This is a genomic window from Vibrio sp. NFR (assembly GCF_027587095.1).
GTDB lineage: Bacteria > Pseudomonadota > Gammaproteobacteria > Enterobacterales > Vibrionaceae > Vibrio > Vibrio harveyi.
On the sequence record NZ_JAPPTN010000002.1, the window covers coordinates 497350 to 515761 of the forward strand.

At 45.7% G+C, this 18412-nt stretch carries 18 protein-coding genes; 10 read left to right on the forward strand and 8 right to left on the reverse strand.

The window, feature by feature from the left end:
- Window positions 1–9: 9 nt before the first annotated feature.
- The 6 genes from OH463_RS05845 to OH463_RS05870 form a co-directional block, all read right to left on the reverse strand.
- Complete coding sequence (locus tag OH463_RS05845; protein WP_269990822.1) at window positions 10–1605, reverse strand: cytochrome ubiquinol oxidase subunit I; 1596 nt, start codon at window positions 1603–1605, stop codon at window positions 10–12.
- 87 nt (window positions 1606–1692) lie between these two features.
- Window positions 1693–2292, reverse strand: a complete 600-nt coding sequence (locus tag OH463_RS05850; RefSeq protein ID WP_045374304.1) for an HvfX family Cu-binding RiPP maturation protein — start codon at window positions 2290–2292, stop codon at window positions 1693–1695.
- Window positions 2289–3020, reverse strand: coding sequence for an HvfC/BufC family peptide modification chaperone (locus tag OH463_RS05855; RefSeq protein ID WP_269990824.1), 732 nt, complete (start codon window positions 3018–3020; stop codon window positions 2289–2291). Before OH463_RS05855 ends, OH463_RS05850 begins: the two co-directional genes overlap by 4 nt.
- A complete protein-coding gene (locus OH463_RS05860; RefSeq protein ID WP_010453176.1) occupies window positions 3013–3879 on the reverse strand; it encodes a DUF692 domain-containing protein in 867 nt (288 codons plus the stop codon). The genes OH463_RS05855 and OH463_RS05860 overlap by 8 nt, the downstream gene beginning before the upstream one ends.
- Window positions 3867–4181, reverse strand: a complete 315-nt coding sequence (locus tag OH463_RS05865) for a hypothetical protein (protein ID WP_005453102.1) — start codon at window positions 4179–4181, stop codon at window positions 3867–3869. The genes OH463_RS05860 and OH463_RS05865 overlap by 13 nt, the downstream gene beginning before the upstream one ends.
- Window positions 4171–5127 (reverse strand): MBL fold metallo-hydrolase, encoded by a 957-nt coding sequence (locus OH463_RS05870; protein WP_009702263.1) that lies wholly within the window; start codon window positions 5125–5127, stop codon window positions 4171–4173. Before OH463_RS05870 ends, OH463_RS05865 begins: the two co-directional genes overlap by 11 nt.
- Window positions 5128–5473: 346 nt before the next feature.
- On the opposite strand from OH463_RS05870, the gene OH463_RS05875 reads away from it, so the two are divergent.
- The 8 genes from OH463_RS05875 (at window position 5474) to OH463_RS05910 (ending at window position 13678) form a co-directional block, all read left to right on the forward strand.
- Window positions 5474–6274, forward strand: coding sequence for a PhzF family phenazine biosynthesis protein (locus OH463_RS05875; RefSeq protein WP_029788291.1), 801 nt, complete (start codon window positions 5474–5476; stop codon window positions 6272–6274).
- A 4-nt stretch (window positions 6275–6278) separates the two neighbouring features.
- Window positions 6279–6698 (forward strand): VOC family protein, encoded by a 420-nt coding sequence (locus tag OH463_RS05880; protein ID WP_005453087.1) that lies wholly within the window; start codon window positions 6279–6281, stop codon window positions 6696–6698.
- A gap of 226 nt (window positions 6699–6924) precedes the next feature.
- On the forward strand, window positions 6925–8598 hold the full coding sequence (locus OH463_RS05885) for an LruC domain-containing protein (RefSeq protein WP_038899300.1): 1674 nt from the start codon (window positions 6925–6927) through the stop codon (window positions 8596–8598).
- 13 nt (window positions 8599–8611) lie between these two features.
- On the forward strand, window positions 8612–9064 hold the full coding sequence (locus OH463_RS05890) for a hypothetical protein (protein WP_053049565.1): 453 nt from the start codon (window positions 8612–8614) through the stop codon (window positions 9062–9064).
- A gap of 206 nt (window positions 9065–9270) precedes the next feature.
- The gene (locus OH463_RS05895) at window positions 9271–10875 is read left to right on the forward strand and encodes an ABC-F family ATPase (RefSeq protein ID WP_269990920.1); all 1605 of its coding nucleotides are present in this window, start codon (window positions 9271–9273) and stop codon (window positions 10873–10875) included.
- A 165-nt stretch (window positions 10876–11040) separates the two neighbouring features.
- Complete coding sequence (locus OH463_RS05900) at window positions 11041–11472, forward strand: VF530 family DNA-binding protein (RefSeq protein ID WP_005436283.1); 432 nt, start codon at window positions 11041–11043, stop codon at window positions 11470–11472.
- Between the two features lie 186 nt (window positions 11473–11658).
- The gene (locus OH463_RS05905) at window positions 11659–12564 is read left to right on the forward strand and encodes a retron St85 family effector protein (RefSeq protein WP_269990829.1); all 906 of its coding nucleotides are present in this window, start codon (window positions 11659–11661) and stop codon (window positions 12562–12564) included.
- Between the two features lie 142 nt (window positions 12565–12706).
- Entirely contained in the window at window positions 12707–13678 is a 972-nt protein-coding gene (locus OH463_RS05910) for a retron St85 family RNA-directed DNA polymerase (protein ID WP_269990831.1), read from the forward strand.
- 117 nt (window positions 13679–13795) lie between these two features.
- Here OH463_RS05910 and OH463_RS05920 read toward each other — a convergent pair whose 3' ends face one another.
- Window positions 13796–14746: a LysR family transcriptional regulator gene (locus tag OH463_RS05920; RefSeq protein WP_005436284.1), complete on the reverse strand. Its 951-nt coding sequence runs from the start codon at window positions 14744–14746 to the stop codon at window positions 13796–13798.
- Between the two features lie 149 nt (window positions 14747–14895).
- On the opposite strand from OH463_RS05920, the gene OH463_RS05925 reads away from it, so the two are divergent.
- Together OH463_RS05925 and OH463_RS05930 are read left to right on the forward strand one after the other, a co-directional pair.
- Window positions 14896–15435 carry an NADPH-dependent FMN reductase gene (locus OH463_RS05925; RefSeq protein ID WP_269990836.1) on the forward strand — a complete coding sequence of 180 codons (540 nt, stop codon included), beginning with the start codon at window positions 14896–14898 and terminating at the stop codon, window positions 15433–15435.
- 63 nt (window positions 15436–15498) lie between these two features.
- Entirely contained in the window at window positions 15499–16383 is an 885-nt protein-coding gene (locus OH463_RS05930) for a glutathione S-transferase C-terminal domain-containing protein (RefSeq protein ID WP_269990837.1), read from the forward strand.
- A gap of 45 nt (window positions 16384–16428) precedes the next feature.
- On the opposite strand, the gene OH463_RS05935 is transcribed toward OH463_RS05930, so the two are convergent.
- Entirely contained in the window at window positions 16429–18165 is a 1737-nt protein-coding gene (locus OH463_RS05935; protein ID WP_269990838.1) for an ABC-F family ATP-binding cassette domain-containing protein, read from the reverse strand.
- Between the last annotated feature and the right edge of the window lie 247 nt (window positions 18166–18412).

Consider the following 18412-nt stretch of genomic DNA (forward strand, 5'->3'; position numbering starts at 1 on the left):
AGTGCCTCCTTAGTGCTGATCAATCAGTTTGAATGTGTCGGATTGTTTGTCTTTTTTGTTGTTTTCTTCGTGGTGATAGCGACCCGTTTTAAGCACGCTTGGTCCACGTTTGGCAAACTTCACCATCAAGAACATTTCTACAATCAAGAACGCTGTGTAGAGTACATAAACAAAGCCGAGCGAAATCCAAATGTCACTTGGTGCGAGGTTAGATACCGCCATATTGACCGGAAGTACCTCACCAATTGCCCATGGTTGACGTCCGTATTCGGCAACGAACCAACCTGCTTCACAAGCTATAAAAGGCAATGGAATCGCCCATAGTGCCGCTCTCAATAACCAAGGGCTCGAACCCAATTTTCTGCGGCAGACTTGGACGAAAGACAAACCGATAATGGAGAACATTAATACCCCACACGCCACCATGATTCGGAAGCTCCAGAATAGTGGTGCCACTTGAGGAATCGTGTCTTGCGCCGCTTGCTTGATTTGGCTTTCAGTCGCGTCGGTGACGTTCTCGGTGTATTTCTTCAATAGCAGACCGTAGCCGAGGTTTTTCTTCATCTCGCCGAATTGAGCGATGTTTTCTGGGCTATCGTTACCTGCGCGAAGTTCCTCTAGCATGCCGTAAGCTTGGATACCATCGCGGATACGATCTTCGTTCTGCGCCATCAGATCGCGTAAGCCCATCACTGGCTCATCCAGCGAGCGAGTCGCGATGATCCCCATTAGATATGGAATCTTAATGGCGTAGTCGGTTTCCATGGTTTCTTGGTTTGGTAAGCCAAATAGCGTGAACGAGGCGGGTGCTTCTTCGGTGTGCCATTCGGACTCAATTGCCGCGAGTTTTACCTGTTGCACGTCACCAAGCTCGTAACCTGATTCATCACCCAGCATCAATGTCGACACAATCGCCGCCATGCCAAATGCGGACGCCACCGCAAACGAACGGCGAGCGAAAGAGATATCTCGGCCTTTGAGTAAGTAGTAAGCACTGATGCCCATCACAAACAAAGCACCTGTGGTGTAACCGGCAGCCACGGTATGAACGAACTTGACTTGCGTGACGGGGTTAAACACCACATCAGCAAAGTTGATCATTTCCATTCTCATGGTCTGGTAATTGAACTCTGCGCCGACTGGATTTTGCATCCAGCCATTCGCCATCAAAATCCACAAGCCAGAGAAGTTAGAACCTAGCGCTGTCAGCCAAGTGACCGACAAGTGTTGGCGTTTTGACAATCGATCCCAACCGAAGAAGAACATGCCGACTAAGGTGGATTCGAGGAAGAAGGCAATCAAGGCTTCGATGGCAAGCGGTGCCCCGAAAATATCGCCCACATAGTGAGAGTAATACGCCCAGTTGGTACCAAATTGAAACTCCATGGTAAGACCGGTCGCCACGCCCACGGCAAAGTTAATCCCGAATAACTTACCCCAGAACTTGGTCATGTCCTTGTAGATGGTTTTCCCCGTCATGACGTACAAAGACTCCATAACAGCCAGCAAGAAAGACAAACCTATGGTCAGTGGGACGAATATAAAGTGATAGAGTGCGGTACTAGCGAACTGAAACCGCGACAGATCAACGACATCTGCAAACATAAGGACTCCTTCCCGCTACCAGAGTAGCGGGTTAGATAAGGTTATTATTAGTCTGTTTAACTAAGCGTTAAAACTTGGGCGCTTGAGTTACGCTTTTGCTGGTGTGCGGGAGAAAGGTTTTCTCAACCAGTAATCCAAGCTTACGTAGCGACCACCGCCGTAGAAGAACAGCACCAGCAACATCACAAAGTAGGTGGCTGCGAACTCCATACCGTTGTTGAGCATTACTGGGTCGCCCAATTCGGTGATGTAGTTGTATCGACCTGGGAAGTTGGTTGCTAACCATTCTATAAAGCCGTTCAAACGCACTGTTGCTTCCATGCCGCTGGTGGCGATGGCATCCCAACCGTGTTTCCAGTGCACCATCGCGCTCGCAACACTCATCAAGAAAATCATCGGAATCGACATCACTCGTGTAAACAAACCCAAAGCGATACAAATACAGCCAAGCACTTCCGTACCTGCGGCAAGAAACGCTAACAACTCGGGAAATGGTAAGTTCAAACCTCCATCTGCGGTGGACGCGCCAAACCACGCGACGGTGCCAGAGAAGCCCAGCACCTTAGAGCGAGCGCCAACGAAAATGACCGGAATGAGGTAGAGACGAATCGCAAGCAACGCTAAGTAATCGTATCTTTTGCATTTCTCGACGAGACCGTCGAACCAATTGAGGGCTGACTTAATCATAATTTTTCTCCTGAAGGGCGGACGCTGACGAGTCCTAGTTCATTGAAGTGTTGAGCCCACTCCATGAAACTGAATCTGGCGAGTTGCTGAGCAATCATTTGTTGTAGTTGCGCCAGAGTCAGGTTTGGTTGCTGTTGTAATAGCTGAATCAATGCGACATCTACTTCTCTGAGCTTTTGCGATATCACATGATGCTGTGAGTTCCGAAACACGCCATAAAATACAGGGTGACGCCTGTCAGTTAGGAAAGTCACGGAGTCTTGATGCAGCAAGAAAGGCACTTCTAACAGCCTTAATGTTGGGTTGAGTTGCAGCACTTGATTCTCTTCGAATATCGGATTCGAGGGTGAATTGAATGCCGCGACTAAGGTGTCAATTTCTACATTGAACGCCACCCATTCATATTCCAATAACGCCTTCTGATCGGCAGAGATGGAGCTGGAATCTTGATGCGCTTTCTGCTGCAAAAATTGAACAAACTCGGTGGCAATATGATGAAACTCAGGCTCGGACGCGCCATGCATCACCACAAAGTCATCCACCATGCGTTCAAGTTGTTCATCAGCGAACTGCGAAGAAAATAGAGGGAACGTATTCGCAACGACACCCAAGATGTTGTCGCGGATAAATTCGCTATATCGACACAGCGCATGCTGATTCATAGGCGTGCGAATTAGAGCCGTTAGGGACTCGGTTTGCGCGCGCATTTTGCTCGGAGGATTAAGCATTGAGCACCTCCTTACATAAAACTTCGAGTGTTTGACTGAAATCCAAGATCTCGCCATGAATGCTGCGAAGCTCTTCAGCCAGAACAAGCAACGACGGCACATTGTGGTCGCGCTCAAGCAGTAAAGGTTTGCTGCCATGCACCGAGTAGGTGTAACGAGCCAGATCAATCACTTCATCAGGCACTGGCTTTCCATGGGTATCGAGCAAGAAGTCATCACGCTCTTTCAAGTGACCCGCAATGTGGTAATAACGAATCGCGTCGCTTGGTAAAGTACTCAGCATGTCGTAAGGGCAGAAATGATGATTTCGGCTGTTGACGAACACATTGTTGATGTCGATAAGCAGCTCACATCCACTGCGGTCACTCACTTCAGCGATAAACTCACCCTCTGGCATTTCATGTCCGTAATCGTGGTAGTAAGAGATATTCTCTAACGCCAATGGACGCTGAATAATGTCTTGCACGCGTTGAATGCGTTCGACCAAATACGGAATGTTCTCTTTATGTCGAGGGATCGGAAGCAGTTCATACAAATAGCCCTGATTGTCTCTAGAGAAACTCAGATGTTCGCTATAGATGTCGATATTAAATTCATCGAGAAAGCGTGCGACGTCTCGTACAAAAGACTCGTTTAACGGTTGGCAATCACCAATCGATAAGCTCAAGCCATGAGCGACAAGCGGATAATATTTCGCAATGTCTTGCAGCTGTTCACGTTTCAAGCCGCCAATATTCATCCAGTTTTCCGGTGCTAATTCGAGGAAATCGATATCTGGGTGCTCGGGCAACTGACACAGCAAATCAACGTGTTCGCTGCGCAGCCCAATCCCTTTTGATGTATCGGTTATTGTCCGCATACGCCACCTGTTACTTTGCTTTTGGTGAGTTTGATGGTTTCTTCTGAAGGGTTAATACCTTCGCCAGTCACGCCACATTTGCCGTCACGAGCGCGTACCAAGCGACCTTGTGGATCGTTCTTTAGTTCTTGTTTCTCAAAGCGTTTCTCTGTACCACATTTACCAGCCGCACACTTACCGCCATGTTGAGAGCTGGATTGAGCCTCTACGGGAGCTTCTGTGGGTGCATCGGCAAACGCCATGCCTGAGTTCAAAGTAATGACAGACGTCATCGCGATAGATAGAGCAAGTTTATTGTTCATGAGACATCTCCTTCGCTGCGCTCATTGGGTAGCTAGATAAATCGTGACCAGCAATAACTTGACCGTGGTAGTACTCTTTAACGATCTTGATGGAAGCTGGTTTGAGTTTTAGACCTAAGCCCATCCAGTGGTTAAGCACCAAGAGTTTTGGATTCACTTCTGCGGCGATCTTGCCGACAACCGATGGCTTAGCGTGCATAAACGATGAGACTTCGTCGGCTTCTTCATGAATAGCTAATGGCATCAATAAGATGTCCGCACCTTTAGCGAAGTCGATGAAGTCAGGGTTACTGCCGTTTTGGTCAGCGGAAATCACCATCACGCCTTCGGCACTTTCGATTCGAAAAGCGAGACAAGGAACGTCGCCGTGTGGGATACCCAGTGCGTAAATGGTTAACCCATCTTGCTCGTACACCTTGGTGCCTTGGGAAGTTTTGTATGGCACATCGGTAATGGTGACAGGGAACAAGCCATCGCTGCCATCAAACAAGCCGTTCAGATATGCGTACGCGCCTTCATCACCGTCGAAAAGCGCTTTCATGTAACCAGTCAAGCTAGGAAATGCAGAGCCCGCTTCTGGACCCGCGATATCGAGAGGATCTTCACGATCAAAGAAGTACCCCCCTTTTAGCAGGGCTGGAACGTCGGCAACGTGGTCGGTGTGAAAGTGACTTAAACCTAGGAAATCTAAGTCTTCCAGTTTGCCGCCCGCCTGCCCAAAACGCAGATAGACACCACCACCGGCATCGATCATCACGCGTGACTTTCCTTTCCACCAAACCAGTTCACCAGACGAGGCACGAAGGTCATCAGAGATTGGTCCGCCAGAACCAAGAAGTTGCAAAGTAAAATCTTTGTCTAGCGGTTCGAGAGAGAGTGCGTAACTGTTGGCGGCTCCGAGAGATAACCCCAGAGCCAGCACTAACGCTTTTAAAGGCTGTTTCATATCAAATACCTATGAGTTTGATTTTTCTTATTTATTTCCTTTGGGTGAGCATCCAAAGAAGTGTTGAAGAGGCAGGAAAAACGATTTGTTTTTGATGTCCGTCAAAGCACGGGAATAAGATATCCAATATGAATGGTTAATTATATCTAGTAATTTTAAAGTTTCGTTCAGGTAAATTGAACGTTATTAGTTTGAGCTGAACAAGCATCAGAATGTAAAAAGGCACCGTGAAAGGTGCCTTTTATTTGTGTTTTGCAAGAACAATCAGGGCATGCATTGTCGCTTTACCATGAAACCGATAAGCTGTTTGGCACCTTGCCAAAATCGCAATGTTAGGAAGCGCATCATGGATCTCGATATCTACCAAGTGGACTCTTTCACCACCGAACCTTTTAAAGGAAACCCTGCCGGAGTTTGCCTTTCACAAGAACCTTTACCAGAAGCATTGATGTTCTCTATCGCTGAAGAAATGGCGGTATCAGAAACCGCTTTTCTCTGTTTGAAAGACATGCGACTGCGTTGGTTCACACCTAAAGTCGAAGTGGCGCTATGCGGTCATGGCACATTAGCTACAGCGCAAATCTTAAAAGAACAAGGATTAGCAAAGGTTGGCGATACCATTGCCTTTCAAACCCTCTCAGGTGAGTTACATGCAAAAGTAAACCAGTCGACGATTGAGCTCGATTTTCCTGCTACTCAGTTTGAAATGGATGTTGAACAAGACATCGCATTGCTAGCAGGACTTGGATTGAAAGCGGAGCAAGTGGTTTCTTATGCTCAATTTGACAGCAAAGGCTTTATTGAAGTCGACAATGAAAAAACCGTGTTGGAACTCGAGCCTAACTTTGACGCATTAAAGAACATTCAAGGGCGTGGCGTGGTGGTAACTGCTCAATCGAATTCTCCGGATCTCGACTTTATCTCGCGTTACTTCGCCCCCTGGGTGGGCGTGAATGAAGATCCTGTCACAGGCTCAGCCCATTGCGCACTGACTCAGTTTTGGTCGCAAAAACTCGGTCAAAACCAGTTCCGCGCTTATCAAGCCTCAGCCCGTGGTGGCCATTTACAAACCGAATTGCTTGAAAACGGACGCATTAAACTGATTGGCTCTGCAAAGACGGTAATCAGCGGAAAACTAAAGGTATAACGCGATGAAACAATCCATTATCCATATTGCTTTGGTCGTAAAAGATTACGATGAAGCGATAGACTTTTATGTGAATAAGCTGAAGTTTGAGCTGATGGAAGATACGTACCAACCAGAACAAGATAAGCGCTGGGTTGTGGTTTCTCCACCGGGTTCTAATGGTGTGACATTATTGCTAGCCAAAGCGTCTAAGCCAGAGCAGCATGACTTCATCGGTAATCAAACTGGTGGACGGGTATTCCTATTCTTGAACACCGATGACTTCTGGCGCGACTACAACCGAATGGTAGAGCAGGGCATTCAGTTTGTTCGCCCGCCAACGGAGCAGGACTACGGCACAGTCGCTGTATTTGAAGATCTCTATGGCAACCTGTGGGACTTGCTAGAGATGAGTCCAAGCCACCCAATGGCTTCGCGTTCATAGATTCATGCTAATTGATATTAACAGCGTCTTTCGGGACGCTTTTTTGTTTTGGGCATTTGCCCCTTCCGTTTCTTCCCAATGTGCTTCACTTTGCTTATCAGCTTAATTCTCAAATTGATAATGGTATTTCAGTCAATATAACTTGTTGTTTTTAAATAAGGTGTTTTCGGCATCATATTTGCGTTAACCCTCTACGACCAACGATTCAGTTGATGAGGGGAATAATATGAAAGCAGGGAAACTTATTGCGCTAACCAGTTGTTGCGTATCGATGTCCGGATACGCACTCACTACCAGTGATTTATCGTTCGAATCAGGCAGCGACAATTCAAATTACACCATCAAGGGTAAACCACTTGAGACCATTTCTATTGCGGATACTTTGCCTCAAGATACCCTGACGAATGTCTATTCGATGCTGCCAGAAGGTACTTACGTCAATACCGCATTTATCGCGCCGGACCGTTATTCTAATATCGACATCGATGATGAACTCAACGGTGCGGATTACGCGACAGCGTCTGTCACTTTTTTAAACGAAGGGGCTGGGTATCGTAATTCTCTCGGGTATTTTGTTTATGACACTGACAACCCGCCAGCAAGCAAAGACGATATTGTCACTCATATGGTTATCTTCCCGAACGCATCCAAAGCGCCTGATGGGGATATGCAAGAAGGGGACACGATTGAACTTGATGTTCAACTGACCGCAGGACAAACCTTAGCTTTCTTTGTTATTCCAAATGGTTGGAGTGCAAGTACTTACAATAACATTCCGTATCTTGGTCCCTGGAATACGCCTTTCTACAGTCTATCCAGCTTGAATCCAGAAACGACCGCTAATTACCGTCGCCACAATGTCGCGTTCTTGGATACTGAGAACGAATTTTTAGTGCTTGGTTTTGAAGACATTCGCCGCCCAAGTGGTGATAACGACTTCAACGATTTGATCTTTACTGTGGATATTTCACCTTTCTCGGCGGTAGATGGCGTGAATACCGATGGCACGACCGACTCGAAATACGAAGTCTTGGTTCAAGAAAATGATCCGGAAGTCACAGTGACATCAGTTTACCCAAGCTCTGATACTTACGCGACGATGGCGTTCGAAGATCGCTGGCCGTTAATGGGTGACTATGACTTCAACGATGTGGTGTGGCGCTATCGTGTAACCGAACTTTTGAATGGTCAACGTGAATTAAAGACCATTACCGTCGATTACACCCTGCAAGCCATGGGAGCAGGCTATTCCAATGGTTTTGCCGTAAATCTCCCTAATGTGGATTCGTCCAACGTAGCATCAGTAACGGTGACCAAAAATGGTCAAGCGGTGGAACATACGGTGCTTCAATCTGGCAGTGAAACAGTGTTGGTGGTATCTGAGAACTTAAGAGCGGAACTGGATGCACTCGGCGTTTTGACATCAGGTTGTACTTATTATCGTACTCAGAGCAATTGTTTGAATCAGCAAGCGACCGATATTCTCAGCTACCAAATGGTGGTTGAACTGACCACGCCAGTCGCACGAGACCAAGTCGGCTACCCGCCTTATGACTCATTCATCTTTGCGGCAGAAGGCACGTACCACGGTGACTTTGTCGCAACCTTCCCGGGGATGACGTGGCAAACCCACCTTAAGTCGTTTTCTGGCACAAGCGAGATGAATAACGCTTTGTACAACTTGCATGACGATGACACGGGCGGTTCAGAATACTTCCTAACCAGTAACAATATGCCTTGGGCAATCAACATTCGTGATGAATGGGATCACCCAACCGAGAATACTGACATCAGTCACGCCTACACAGGATTCCCAACATGGGTAACCAGCAGTGGCGAAACGGATACTGATTGGTACAAGACGGCAGCCAGCGGCAAAGCTATCTCAGCAACGGAATAACAAGGAGCATCACATGAATACTTCGACAAAACTACTGACCATCATGTTTGCTTCAACCTTAGTCGCTGCTTGTGGAGGCGGTGGCGGTGGCGGTTCTTCTACGCCAGCACCAACACCTGTTGCTGACGAGGTTGATGATACGCAAGACATTGTGGCGCAGCGCGACTTTTCTTTTGATATTGGTGAGACGATTACTCTGTCCATGAACTACCAAGGCTCTGCTGATGGTGCATTACACCTCTATACTAAAGCGGCATTTACCACTGAGAATGGGGATGTGATCGCGGACCCTATGTCACGGATCACAACAGTCTACCCAACGCGAACCAGCCAGGTTGAGTTGGAGGTGAATGGTAATTGGACCAAGTTGTACGCACAATGGGTGCCAATGAGCGCTAGTGAATCTGAGAAGAACTGGGTGATTTCGCTGAACCAATCCAACAACAATTACCATCTCGATTTTTAATCCAAGATATTGTCAGTAAGCAAAGCGTGGCGAAAGTTGCGCTTTGTTTTTGATAAAAATCCTTCGCAACATTAGCGTGATCTATATCACCCATTGAACGAATCAGATAGAATGGCGTCCACTTTCAATATGCCCTTTTCTAACCGTATCTCGAAAGTGATTTAACAACTTGTTATTTAAAAGAAATTTCCTTCGAGGACGCCGCTATCATTAGTACAAACAATATCACCATGCAATTTGGTGCCGAGCCATTGTTCGAAAATATCTCTGCTAAATTTGGCAACGGCAACCGTTATGGTCTGATTGGCGCAAACGGCTGTGGTAAGTCGACATTTATGAAAATCCTGAGCGGAGCATTAGCGCCAAGCTCGGGCAACGTTTCTATTACTCCGGGGCTGAAACTGGGCGTATTGAGCCAAGATCAGTTTGCGTTCGAGCAATACAGCGTAATTGACGCTGTGATCATGGGCGACCGCAAGCTTTGGGAAGTGAAGCAGGAACGTGACCGCATCTATTCATTACCAGAAATGAGTGAAGAAGATGGTATGAAAGTCGCTGAGCTTGAAAGCGAATTCGCAGAAATGGACGGCTACACAGCAGAAAGCCGTGCTGGCGATATTTTGCTTCAAGCGGGTATTGAAGAAGAGCTGCATTTTGGTTTGATGCAACAAGTTGCTCCGGGCTGGAAACTGCGTGTGCTTTTGGCGCAAGCTCTGTTTGCTAACCCAGATATTTTGCTGCTCGACGAACCAACCAACAACTTGGATATTCACACCATCAACTGGTTGGCGGAAGAGCTGAACCAACGTAAGTGTACGATGATCATCATCTCGCACGACCGTCACTTCCTAAACTCTGTGTGTACGCACATGGCAGATATCGATTACGGTGAGTTGCGCATTTACCCAGGTAACTATGAATACTTCCTTGAAGCATCTGGTCTTCGTCGTGAGCAGTTATTGGCTTCCAACGCGAAGAAAACCGCTGAAATCAACGAACTTCAAGAATTCGTGAACCGTTTTGGTGCGAATGCATCAAAAGCAAAACAAGCCAGCTCTCGCGCGAAGAAGATGGAAAAAATCCAACTCGATGAAGTGAAAGCAAGTAGCCGTGTTAGCCCATCGATTGATTTCGGTGAGGGCAAAAAACTGCATCGTTTAGCATTGGAACTGCAAAACCTTGGTCATTCGTTTGGTGATGAGCTGTTGTTTGAAAAAGGCAACTTGTTACTCGAAGCAGGCACTCGCCTTGCGATCATCGGTGAAAACGGTGTGGGTAAAACGACCTTGCTGCGTTGCCTAGTGAACGAACTAGAGCAAACTCAGGGTGTAGTAAAGTGGTCTGAAAACGCTTCGATTGGTTACTGCCCACAGGACAGCAGTGCGGACTTCGATAATGATCTGACCATCTTTGAGTGGATCTCTCAGTGGCGTACCGTGAAGCACAATGACCTAATGGTGCGTGGTATTCTAGGTCGCTTGTTGTTTACCGCTGATGATGCCAACAAAAAAGCGAAAAACTGCTCGGGTGGTGAGAAGAACCGCTTGCTGTTTGGTAAGCTAATGATGCAAGACATCAACGTTTTGGTAATGGATGAGCCAACCAACCACATGGATATGGAAGCGATTGAAGCGTTAAACAGTGCATTAAAAGACTACACTGGCACTTTGATCTTTGTTAGTCATGACCGTGAGTTCGTATCGTCATTGGCGACTTCAATCATTGATGTAAAAGACAAACAGTTGGTGAGTTTCCAAGGTACATTTGAAGAGTACATGGCACACCAACAAAAGGTGCTTAACGCTGCGTAACCAAGCGCTGAACATCGTGAATAATTGGACGTAAAGTTCGTCTTTGAGACGAAGAAAACAACAGATTATTCGCAATAGTGATTTAATCTAAACCTAATAGAGGTAAGGTGGTGAGTACAACGCTCGCCACCCACAATTAAGGAGCCGTTCATGAGCCATGAATTTATGACCGACGAAGAACGTATTGAACTGCAGAAGAACAACCCTCTGCACGGTCTTAAATTAGAAGACATGTTGCAGCAGCTTGTTGACCATTACGGTTGGGAAATCCTCGACACAGCAATGCGTATGAACTGTTTCAACACCAAGCCAAGCATTGCGAGTAGTGTTAAATACCTGAAGAAAACAGAATGGGCTCGTGAGCGTGTAGAGAACTTTTACCTATACCGCTACAAGCGCATGCCAAAGGCATCTGAATACGAGTACAACCTGCCACCACGCGCACGTACTTTCCGTCATGGATTGGAGCCGCGTGAGCCAATGGAACTGACGGTTGAATCGATTCTGGCTTCACAAGCAAAGGCTGCGTCTGCGCACAAAGAGCGTTCAGCAAAGCAACGCTCAGATCGTGCTCGTTTTAATAACCGCCGTCGATAAACTTTCAGTTTTCTTGTTCTTGTAGGCTTGTTGCCTAGGTACAAGAGTGATTTTGATGAAAAGCCAAACTACCCAGTTTGGCTTTTTTATTATCTTTTCTTCAGCTAAACCCAGTTATACGATTTTCCCACCATGACGAAAAATAGTGTATTATTTCAGCGATTTATTTAGGCGCGAAGGTTGTGTATGAACAAGTCTTTGACAGACCAAGAACTTGAGCATGTTGCTCGGGTTATTAAAGACAAGATTTTTGTACCTCGTAATCGAAAGCGAGTTACAGTATTTTTGTGTGGTGCAGACATAAAAAATAATAAGACAGCACGTTCTCAAATGGCTGCTGTTTTTTCGCATTATCCTCGATATGAGTTATTGTATCCTGAGGATCTATTTGACGATTTGTTAGCGGGTCAAGGTCAACATAGCTTGTTAAAGCTTGAGGGAATTCTGGCGGATAGTGTTGATGCAATAGTACTATTCCCAGAAAGTCCGGGGTCATTTGCTGAGATTGGTGCTTTTTCCAATAATGAGCAACTTGCTCGTAAAATGGTTGTTCTTTCGAATAAAAAATATAAAAGTAATAAAAGTTTTATTAACTATGGACCTTATAGATTAATAAAGTCATCAGGCACAGGAAAGGTTATCCATATCAATTATGATCATTTGACCATTCCTGATGAATATCATCGAATCTATCGAAATGTTAACAACTATATAACTCAAATACGGAAAGAGCACCCCGTAGAAAAAGACGTTGCGAATATACTAGAAGCTGAAAACTTTATTCTTCCTTGTATCTACTTACTCGATAAACTCAATAACGTAATGCTTTCAAAATTGATTGGCTTTGCAACCAATCAAGATAAAGTTTTATGTGATATCGCGACTAAGTCATCACTAGGAAGGTTGGCTTTTAAGAAGTTTATATCACGAACTGCGACTGGTTACCAAGTGACCCCCTTAGGTGCTGAGTATGTAAGAAATACATTTGATAACATATACTTGGATAAGGTAAGGATCGAAATATTGAATGCGGAAAATCGTAGAAATGCAAGTGTGCGTTATGATAGAATCGTCTCCGGCGCACACCCTTAGCGAATGAGCTAACTTAGTTCATTGGATAGCGTTTCGCTATCCTGCATACAATCTGATTCAATGCCGCATGAAAATGTGCAGAGCCAGAATACAGTCGTTTCTGGAACTGCACCTTTTCATCCGCGACTTAAGACGTAAGGGTGTGTCGCCACAAATGACCTCAAAAAATATATATAGCCTTAAAAACATTGGGTTGCCTGCAATGCTATCCATTGACGATTTCGCTAATCAAGCTCGACTTTCTGCGGGTAAAATTCGTTATCTTTCTGCAACTGCCGAATCTCATTACAAAGTTTATCCAGTCCCTAAAGTAAGCGGAAAGAGTCGACTTATTTCTCAACCGTCCAGGGAACTTAAAGCTGTACAGGCTTGGATTTTGCGAAATATCTTAGACAAGCTTTCATCTTCTCCTTGCTCAAAAGGTTTCGAAGTTGGAACGTCAATTCTAGACAATGCTCGACCACATGTTGGTTCTAACTATGTATTAACTATAGATTTAGAGGATTTTTTCCCCAATGTTTCAGCATCTAAAGTGTATGGGGTTTTTAGTTCTATTGGGTACAACAAAGAGTTGTCGATTTTGCTAACCAATTTGTGCACATATGGTGGTGGGCTACCTCAAGGAGCTCCGACTTCTCCAAAGCTAGCGAATCTAGTATGTGCGAAACTCGACGCTAGGATACAAGGTTATGCTGGACCAAGAGGTATTGTTTACACTCGTTATGCTGACGATATGACGTTTTCTTCTCATACGGCTTCTAAAATAACAAAAGTTAAACACTTCATCGGGACCATTATCAGTGATGAAGGATTTAAGATTAACCATAAAAAGACAGCCATATGTGGTACGAAACGCCAGAAAAAAGTTACTGGTCTTATACTCTCGGAGAGCAGTGTAGGGATAGGACGTGTTAAACACAGAGAAATTAGGGCAAAACTTCATCATCTATTTACGGGTAAGTCAACGGAGTTCTCTCATATCAATGGGTTACTATCATACACTTATTCTGTAGATCGACGTGCATATAATAAGTTGTATGCTTACATTGGTGGTTTAACCCAAAAGTACCCTCTCTCAAACGCAATCAAAGAAATTAGCCCCAAAATCGTATAACAAACTGTTTAAGAGTGATTCGCAACGCGTGGCATTTTTACTATGCGTTGCGTTTAGTGTTTAAGGTGGTATGCGGTCGCATCAGTATTGCGTTGCTCACACCTTAACAGGGCGTTATTAAGACCCTAGCTTGATAATCGAAGAGTACATCTGCTGCGGATCTGACTGACGGCTGAATCGTGCTTGGAAGCTCTCCACCACATAATCAATAAAGGCTCGTAACTTTTGCGATTGCTCTTTGTGGTAAGGGTAAACGATATACAGCGCGTGCTTTTCCATCTGCCATTCAGGGGTAATCTCAACCAATTCACCGGATGCTAATTGAGGCTCAACAAAGAAGTCTGGCAACAACGCAACCCCATGTCCGGCACATGCCGCTTGGGTGAGTGCCAAACCGCTATTGACGGTGTAAACACTCGCAGGCAGATCAACTTCCAGTACCTCACTGCCATTTTGAAATGTCCAGCGGCGAGACGTTGAAGAGAGGCTATAGCTAAGTAGGCGATGGTTTATAACGTCACGTGGAGATTTAAACGGCTGCGACTCTTCAAGGTATTGAGGGGAAGCGCAAAGTACACGGCGGATATCCAATAGTTTACGCGAGCGTAGGCTAGAGTTACCCAATTCGCCTCCGCCACGAATGGCAATATCGACCCCTTGCTCAATCAAATCAATATGTTCATCACTCATCACCACTTCGATGGACAGTTCTGGATGCAGCTTCATAAACTCACAGATTATGGGGTTTAGCTCAATCAAGCCTAATGACATCGGCATGCTGATTTTGAGTGTGCCCTTTAATGTGTGGGAAGACTCAATCACTGAGCGGTCTGCGTTGTTGAGTGCATCGAGAACCTGACACACTTGTTGATAATAGAGCTGACCATTATCGGTAATGTGTAAATTGCGGGTAGTACGGTTAATCAGAGGGCTTTTCAAATAGCTCTCTAATTCATTGATGTTCTTACTTATTGCTGCTTTTGAGAGATTTAAATCTTCTGCTGCCGCGACGAAGCTACCTAGCTCCACCACTCGACGAAATACGGTTAATGCTCTGATCTTATCCACGCATTAGTTTCCTCATGTTTTTATTGTTCACTAATTGTGAACTATATAGCCACTATTATAGTGTTTATTCACTGGTGGGAGTTAATTAATATCACCTCATTCACTGAGTGCCCGACATAAGTAGGGGCAAACGTAATTAGGATTCCACTATGAAAAAGATCGTCGCATTTACTGGTAGCAACAACAGCCAATCAATCCACAGCCTTTTAGTTCAAGCGTTGGCAAACCAAGCTAAACAAACAGAAGTAAACACCATTGACCTAAATGACTTTGAATTGCCAATGTACGGCTTGGACGTTGAAGGTCAGGGCATCCCAAAAAACGCACACAAACTGCGTGCAACGTTAAACGAATACGATGCGATCATCATTGCATCACCAGAGCACAACGGCTCAATGCCAGCATTCCTGAAAAATGCGATTGATTGGCTATCGCGTGTTGCACCCCAAGGTACGTCTTTCTTTGGTGACACCAAGAAACCGGTTCTGCTAGTGAGCACATCTCCAGGTGCAAACGGCGGCGCAACTAACATCAAAACCATGGCTGAGTTGATGCCTTGGTGGGGTGGCGATGTAAAAGGCACATACAGCCTAGGCTGCTTCTACGACAAATTCCAAGATGGCGAATTTGATGTTGCGACCTTAGCGGAACTGAGTGAGCTAATGGTGTCTTTCGAGAAGTCTCTTTAAGTTATCTATACTCGCATGAGTAGTGATTCATCAGGGTAGCTAATCAAGAAAGGTAGGTAAGATATGGCGGTATTAGAACAAGGCGTTTGGTATCCAAACAAAGACGCAAGTGAGCTGACAGCAGAAGATCAATTCGCGTTACCAAGTCAGATCGAAGCAGGTCGCTATCACTTGTACATGTCGTTGGCTTGTCCATTTGCCCATCGCCCTTACTTAGTGATCAAGTACCTTGGTTTGGATGAGGTCATTTCCATCTCTTCCGTTGCTGCAAAGCGTTACAGCAATGGTTGGGAGTTTGATAGTGCACATCCTGATCCTCTATACCGCGCGGATAATCTAGCGGCGTTGTATGTGAAAGCGAAAAGCGACTACACCGGACGCGTAACCGTCCCTCTACTGTGGGATAAGCAAAACCATGCGATTGTGGGCAATGATTCAGCCGCAATGGCAATGAACCTCGCGACGCATTGGCTACCTTTGGCAAAACATCCGGTGGCGTTGGTACCAGCCGCATTGCGTGGAGAGATCGAAAGCCTAAATCGATGGCTTCACAGCAATGTGAATGGCAAGGTGTATCAAGTCGGCTTTGCAACCACGCAAGCGCAATATTACCAAGCGAGTGAAACCTTGTTTGATGCGCTAGAGCAATTGAATCAGCGTTTGGGGCAGTCGCGCTACTTGCATGGCGAAGACGTTACCTTATCAGACTTGTTCTTGCTGCCAACATTAGTGCGCTTCGAGGCTGTGTATGAAGTGCACTTCAAAGCCAACAAAAAGCCCTTAAAGGCGTACCAAAACTTGTATCGTTACATGCTGGATTTGGTTGCCGATGAGCGCATTCGCAGCACCATCGATATTGATTACATGAAGCTGCATTATTTCTTCTCGCACAAGCACATCAACCCAAATGGGATTGTGCCCGCAGGACCTGAAATTGAGTGGTTCTAATTCGAATCTAATAAAGAAAGCCGGAGATTACCTCCGGCTTTGTTTTTATAGCTGCGCCGTAATTTCCTCTATCTCTTGCTGCCATTGCTTTTGCATCGCTGGTTTTTGATGTTTGGGTTTCCGCCCTAAATCAGCTTCCAGCAAGCTTTCCAGTTCCAACAGTCTTTCCAGCATTTGCTCTTCGGATTGCTCATCAGGCGCGGTGTTTGTTTCCATCGACATTACTTCATTGCAATGATGCGGTATGGCAGATTTGGGAGCAGTATCAGTTACGCGTTGATACACCTCTTCCGCGCTCAAATACTCCGTCAGTAAGCCATTTTTAATAAACCAGAATCGATTACAGCTTTGCTCTATCAGGCTTCGGTCGTGACTCACCAATAAGGCGGCACCCTCGAAGTTTTGCAAAGTTTCAATCAACTCCTCTTTGCCTTCCATATCCAAATGGTTGGTCGGTTCATCTAAAAACAGCATGTGATAACGAGCGAGGGTTAAGCCGACAAACAGCAGCCGTGCTCGCTCTCCACCACTTAGACTGATGACTTTCTGCTCGTGTCTTGCGTACTCGAATCCTGCACCAATTAGTGAACGTTTTGCCTGTTCACTGTTGATGCTAGCAAATGACTGCAACGCATCCGTGATGGATTGATGATCGTCGAGTTGCCTTAGAGATTGATCGTAGTAACCCAAGCGGCAGCGGTCGTGGAAAGTCACACTCTCATGTTGGTTGCCTAGGTCGGTTTGGATGACTTCATACTGACGATAAAGCAGGTTTAATAAAGTCGATTTACCGCAACCATTACTGCCTAGAACGGCAACCCGGTCGCCACTTTTGACGCGCATTTCTGCCATATCAAACAAGTGATAATCACTGTCTGGTGGCGTTACCGAGAAAGGCAAAACCTCTAACAGTCGATTTGCTGGCATTGACTCACCTTGAAGTTGTAGCGCCCACGGTGTGCCTTCTGTCAGTTCGGTTTGTTCTTCCTCTAAACGTTCTTTGCGCGCAAACATCGTCTTGGCTTTTCGAGCAAGATCTTCGTTGTCGTAGACTTTGCCCCAAGTGGCTAAACGCTTGGCGCTTTTTTCGATTCGGTCGATCTCTTTCTGCTCGCTGGCATGGCGAAGTTGATCGGTTTCATCTTTCTCTTTCAATGCTTGTCTTGCTTGAGAACAAGGCAGAGAGAAATGATGCAGAGATCGATCTCGCATGACCCAAGTGGTGTTGGTGACGCGATCGAGTAAGGTTTGATCGTGAGATACCAAAACGAATGAGCCTTTCCAGTTTGATAGGAATTGCTCTAACCAAAGGAGCGATGGCAAGTCCAAGTGGTTGCTTGGTTCATCCAGAAGCAGTAAGTCAGGTTGATGGATAATCGCACGAGCAAGCAGGAGTCGCATTTGCTGACCTCCGCTGCAATTCTCAACCGGCATGTGTCGTTCTGTGTTTGAAAATCCGAGTTCATCCAATAAGAGTTCGGCGCGCCAAATCTCATCATCGGATAAGGATTCCGCTAACGCGTCCAATACGGAATGTGTGCTTAAAGACTCAGGTAAATGCTGCTCAACATAACGCATCAAACATGAACTGGCTTTGGCAACCGTGCCTTGGCTTGGTTCAAATTGACCGCTAAGCAGTTTGAGTAGGGAGCTTTTACCACAGCCGTTATGACCGATAAGACCAATTTTGTCGCCACGATGAATCGTAAACGTTAGATCTTTGAAGATTGGTGTTGCTGTGTGAGAAAGGGTTAATGATTGTGCAGTTAAAAAAGTACTCATAGTGTTCTCAAGAATTTTGGGCGTAAGACGCCGTTGTCATAGCTGACAATAATTCTTCGAGCTTGAGGGAAAGTACTCGGGTGACGTGTTTTCGTCGAAAGGTAATTATTCGCTCAAGTCGAGATTATCGCAGCGCGAAATCTGAAACTCTTGAGCGGTCCTTCATGCCATAAAAACGTGGGTTGATTGAACACCACAAAGACATAAATTCCTCCTTAATTTCGTTGTAAGTGTTGCCACTTTTGGT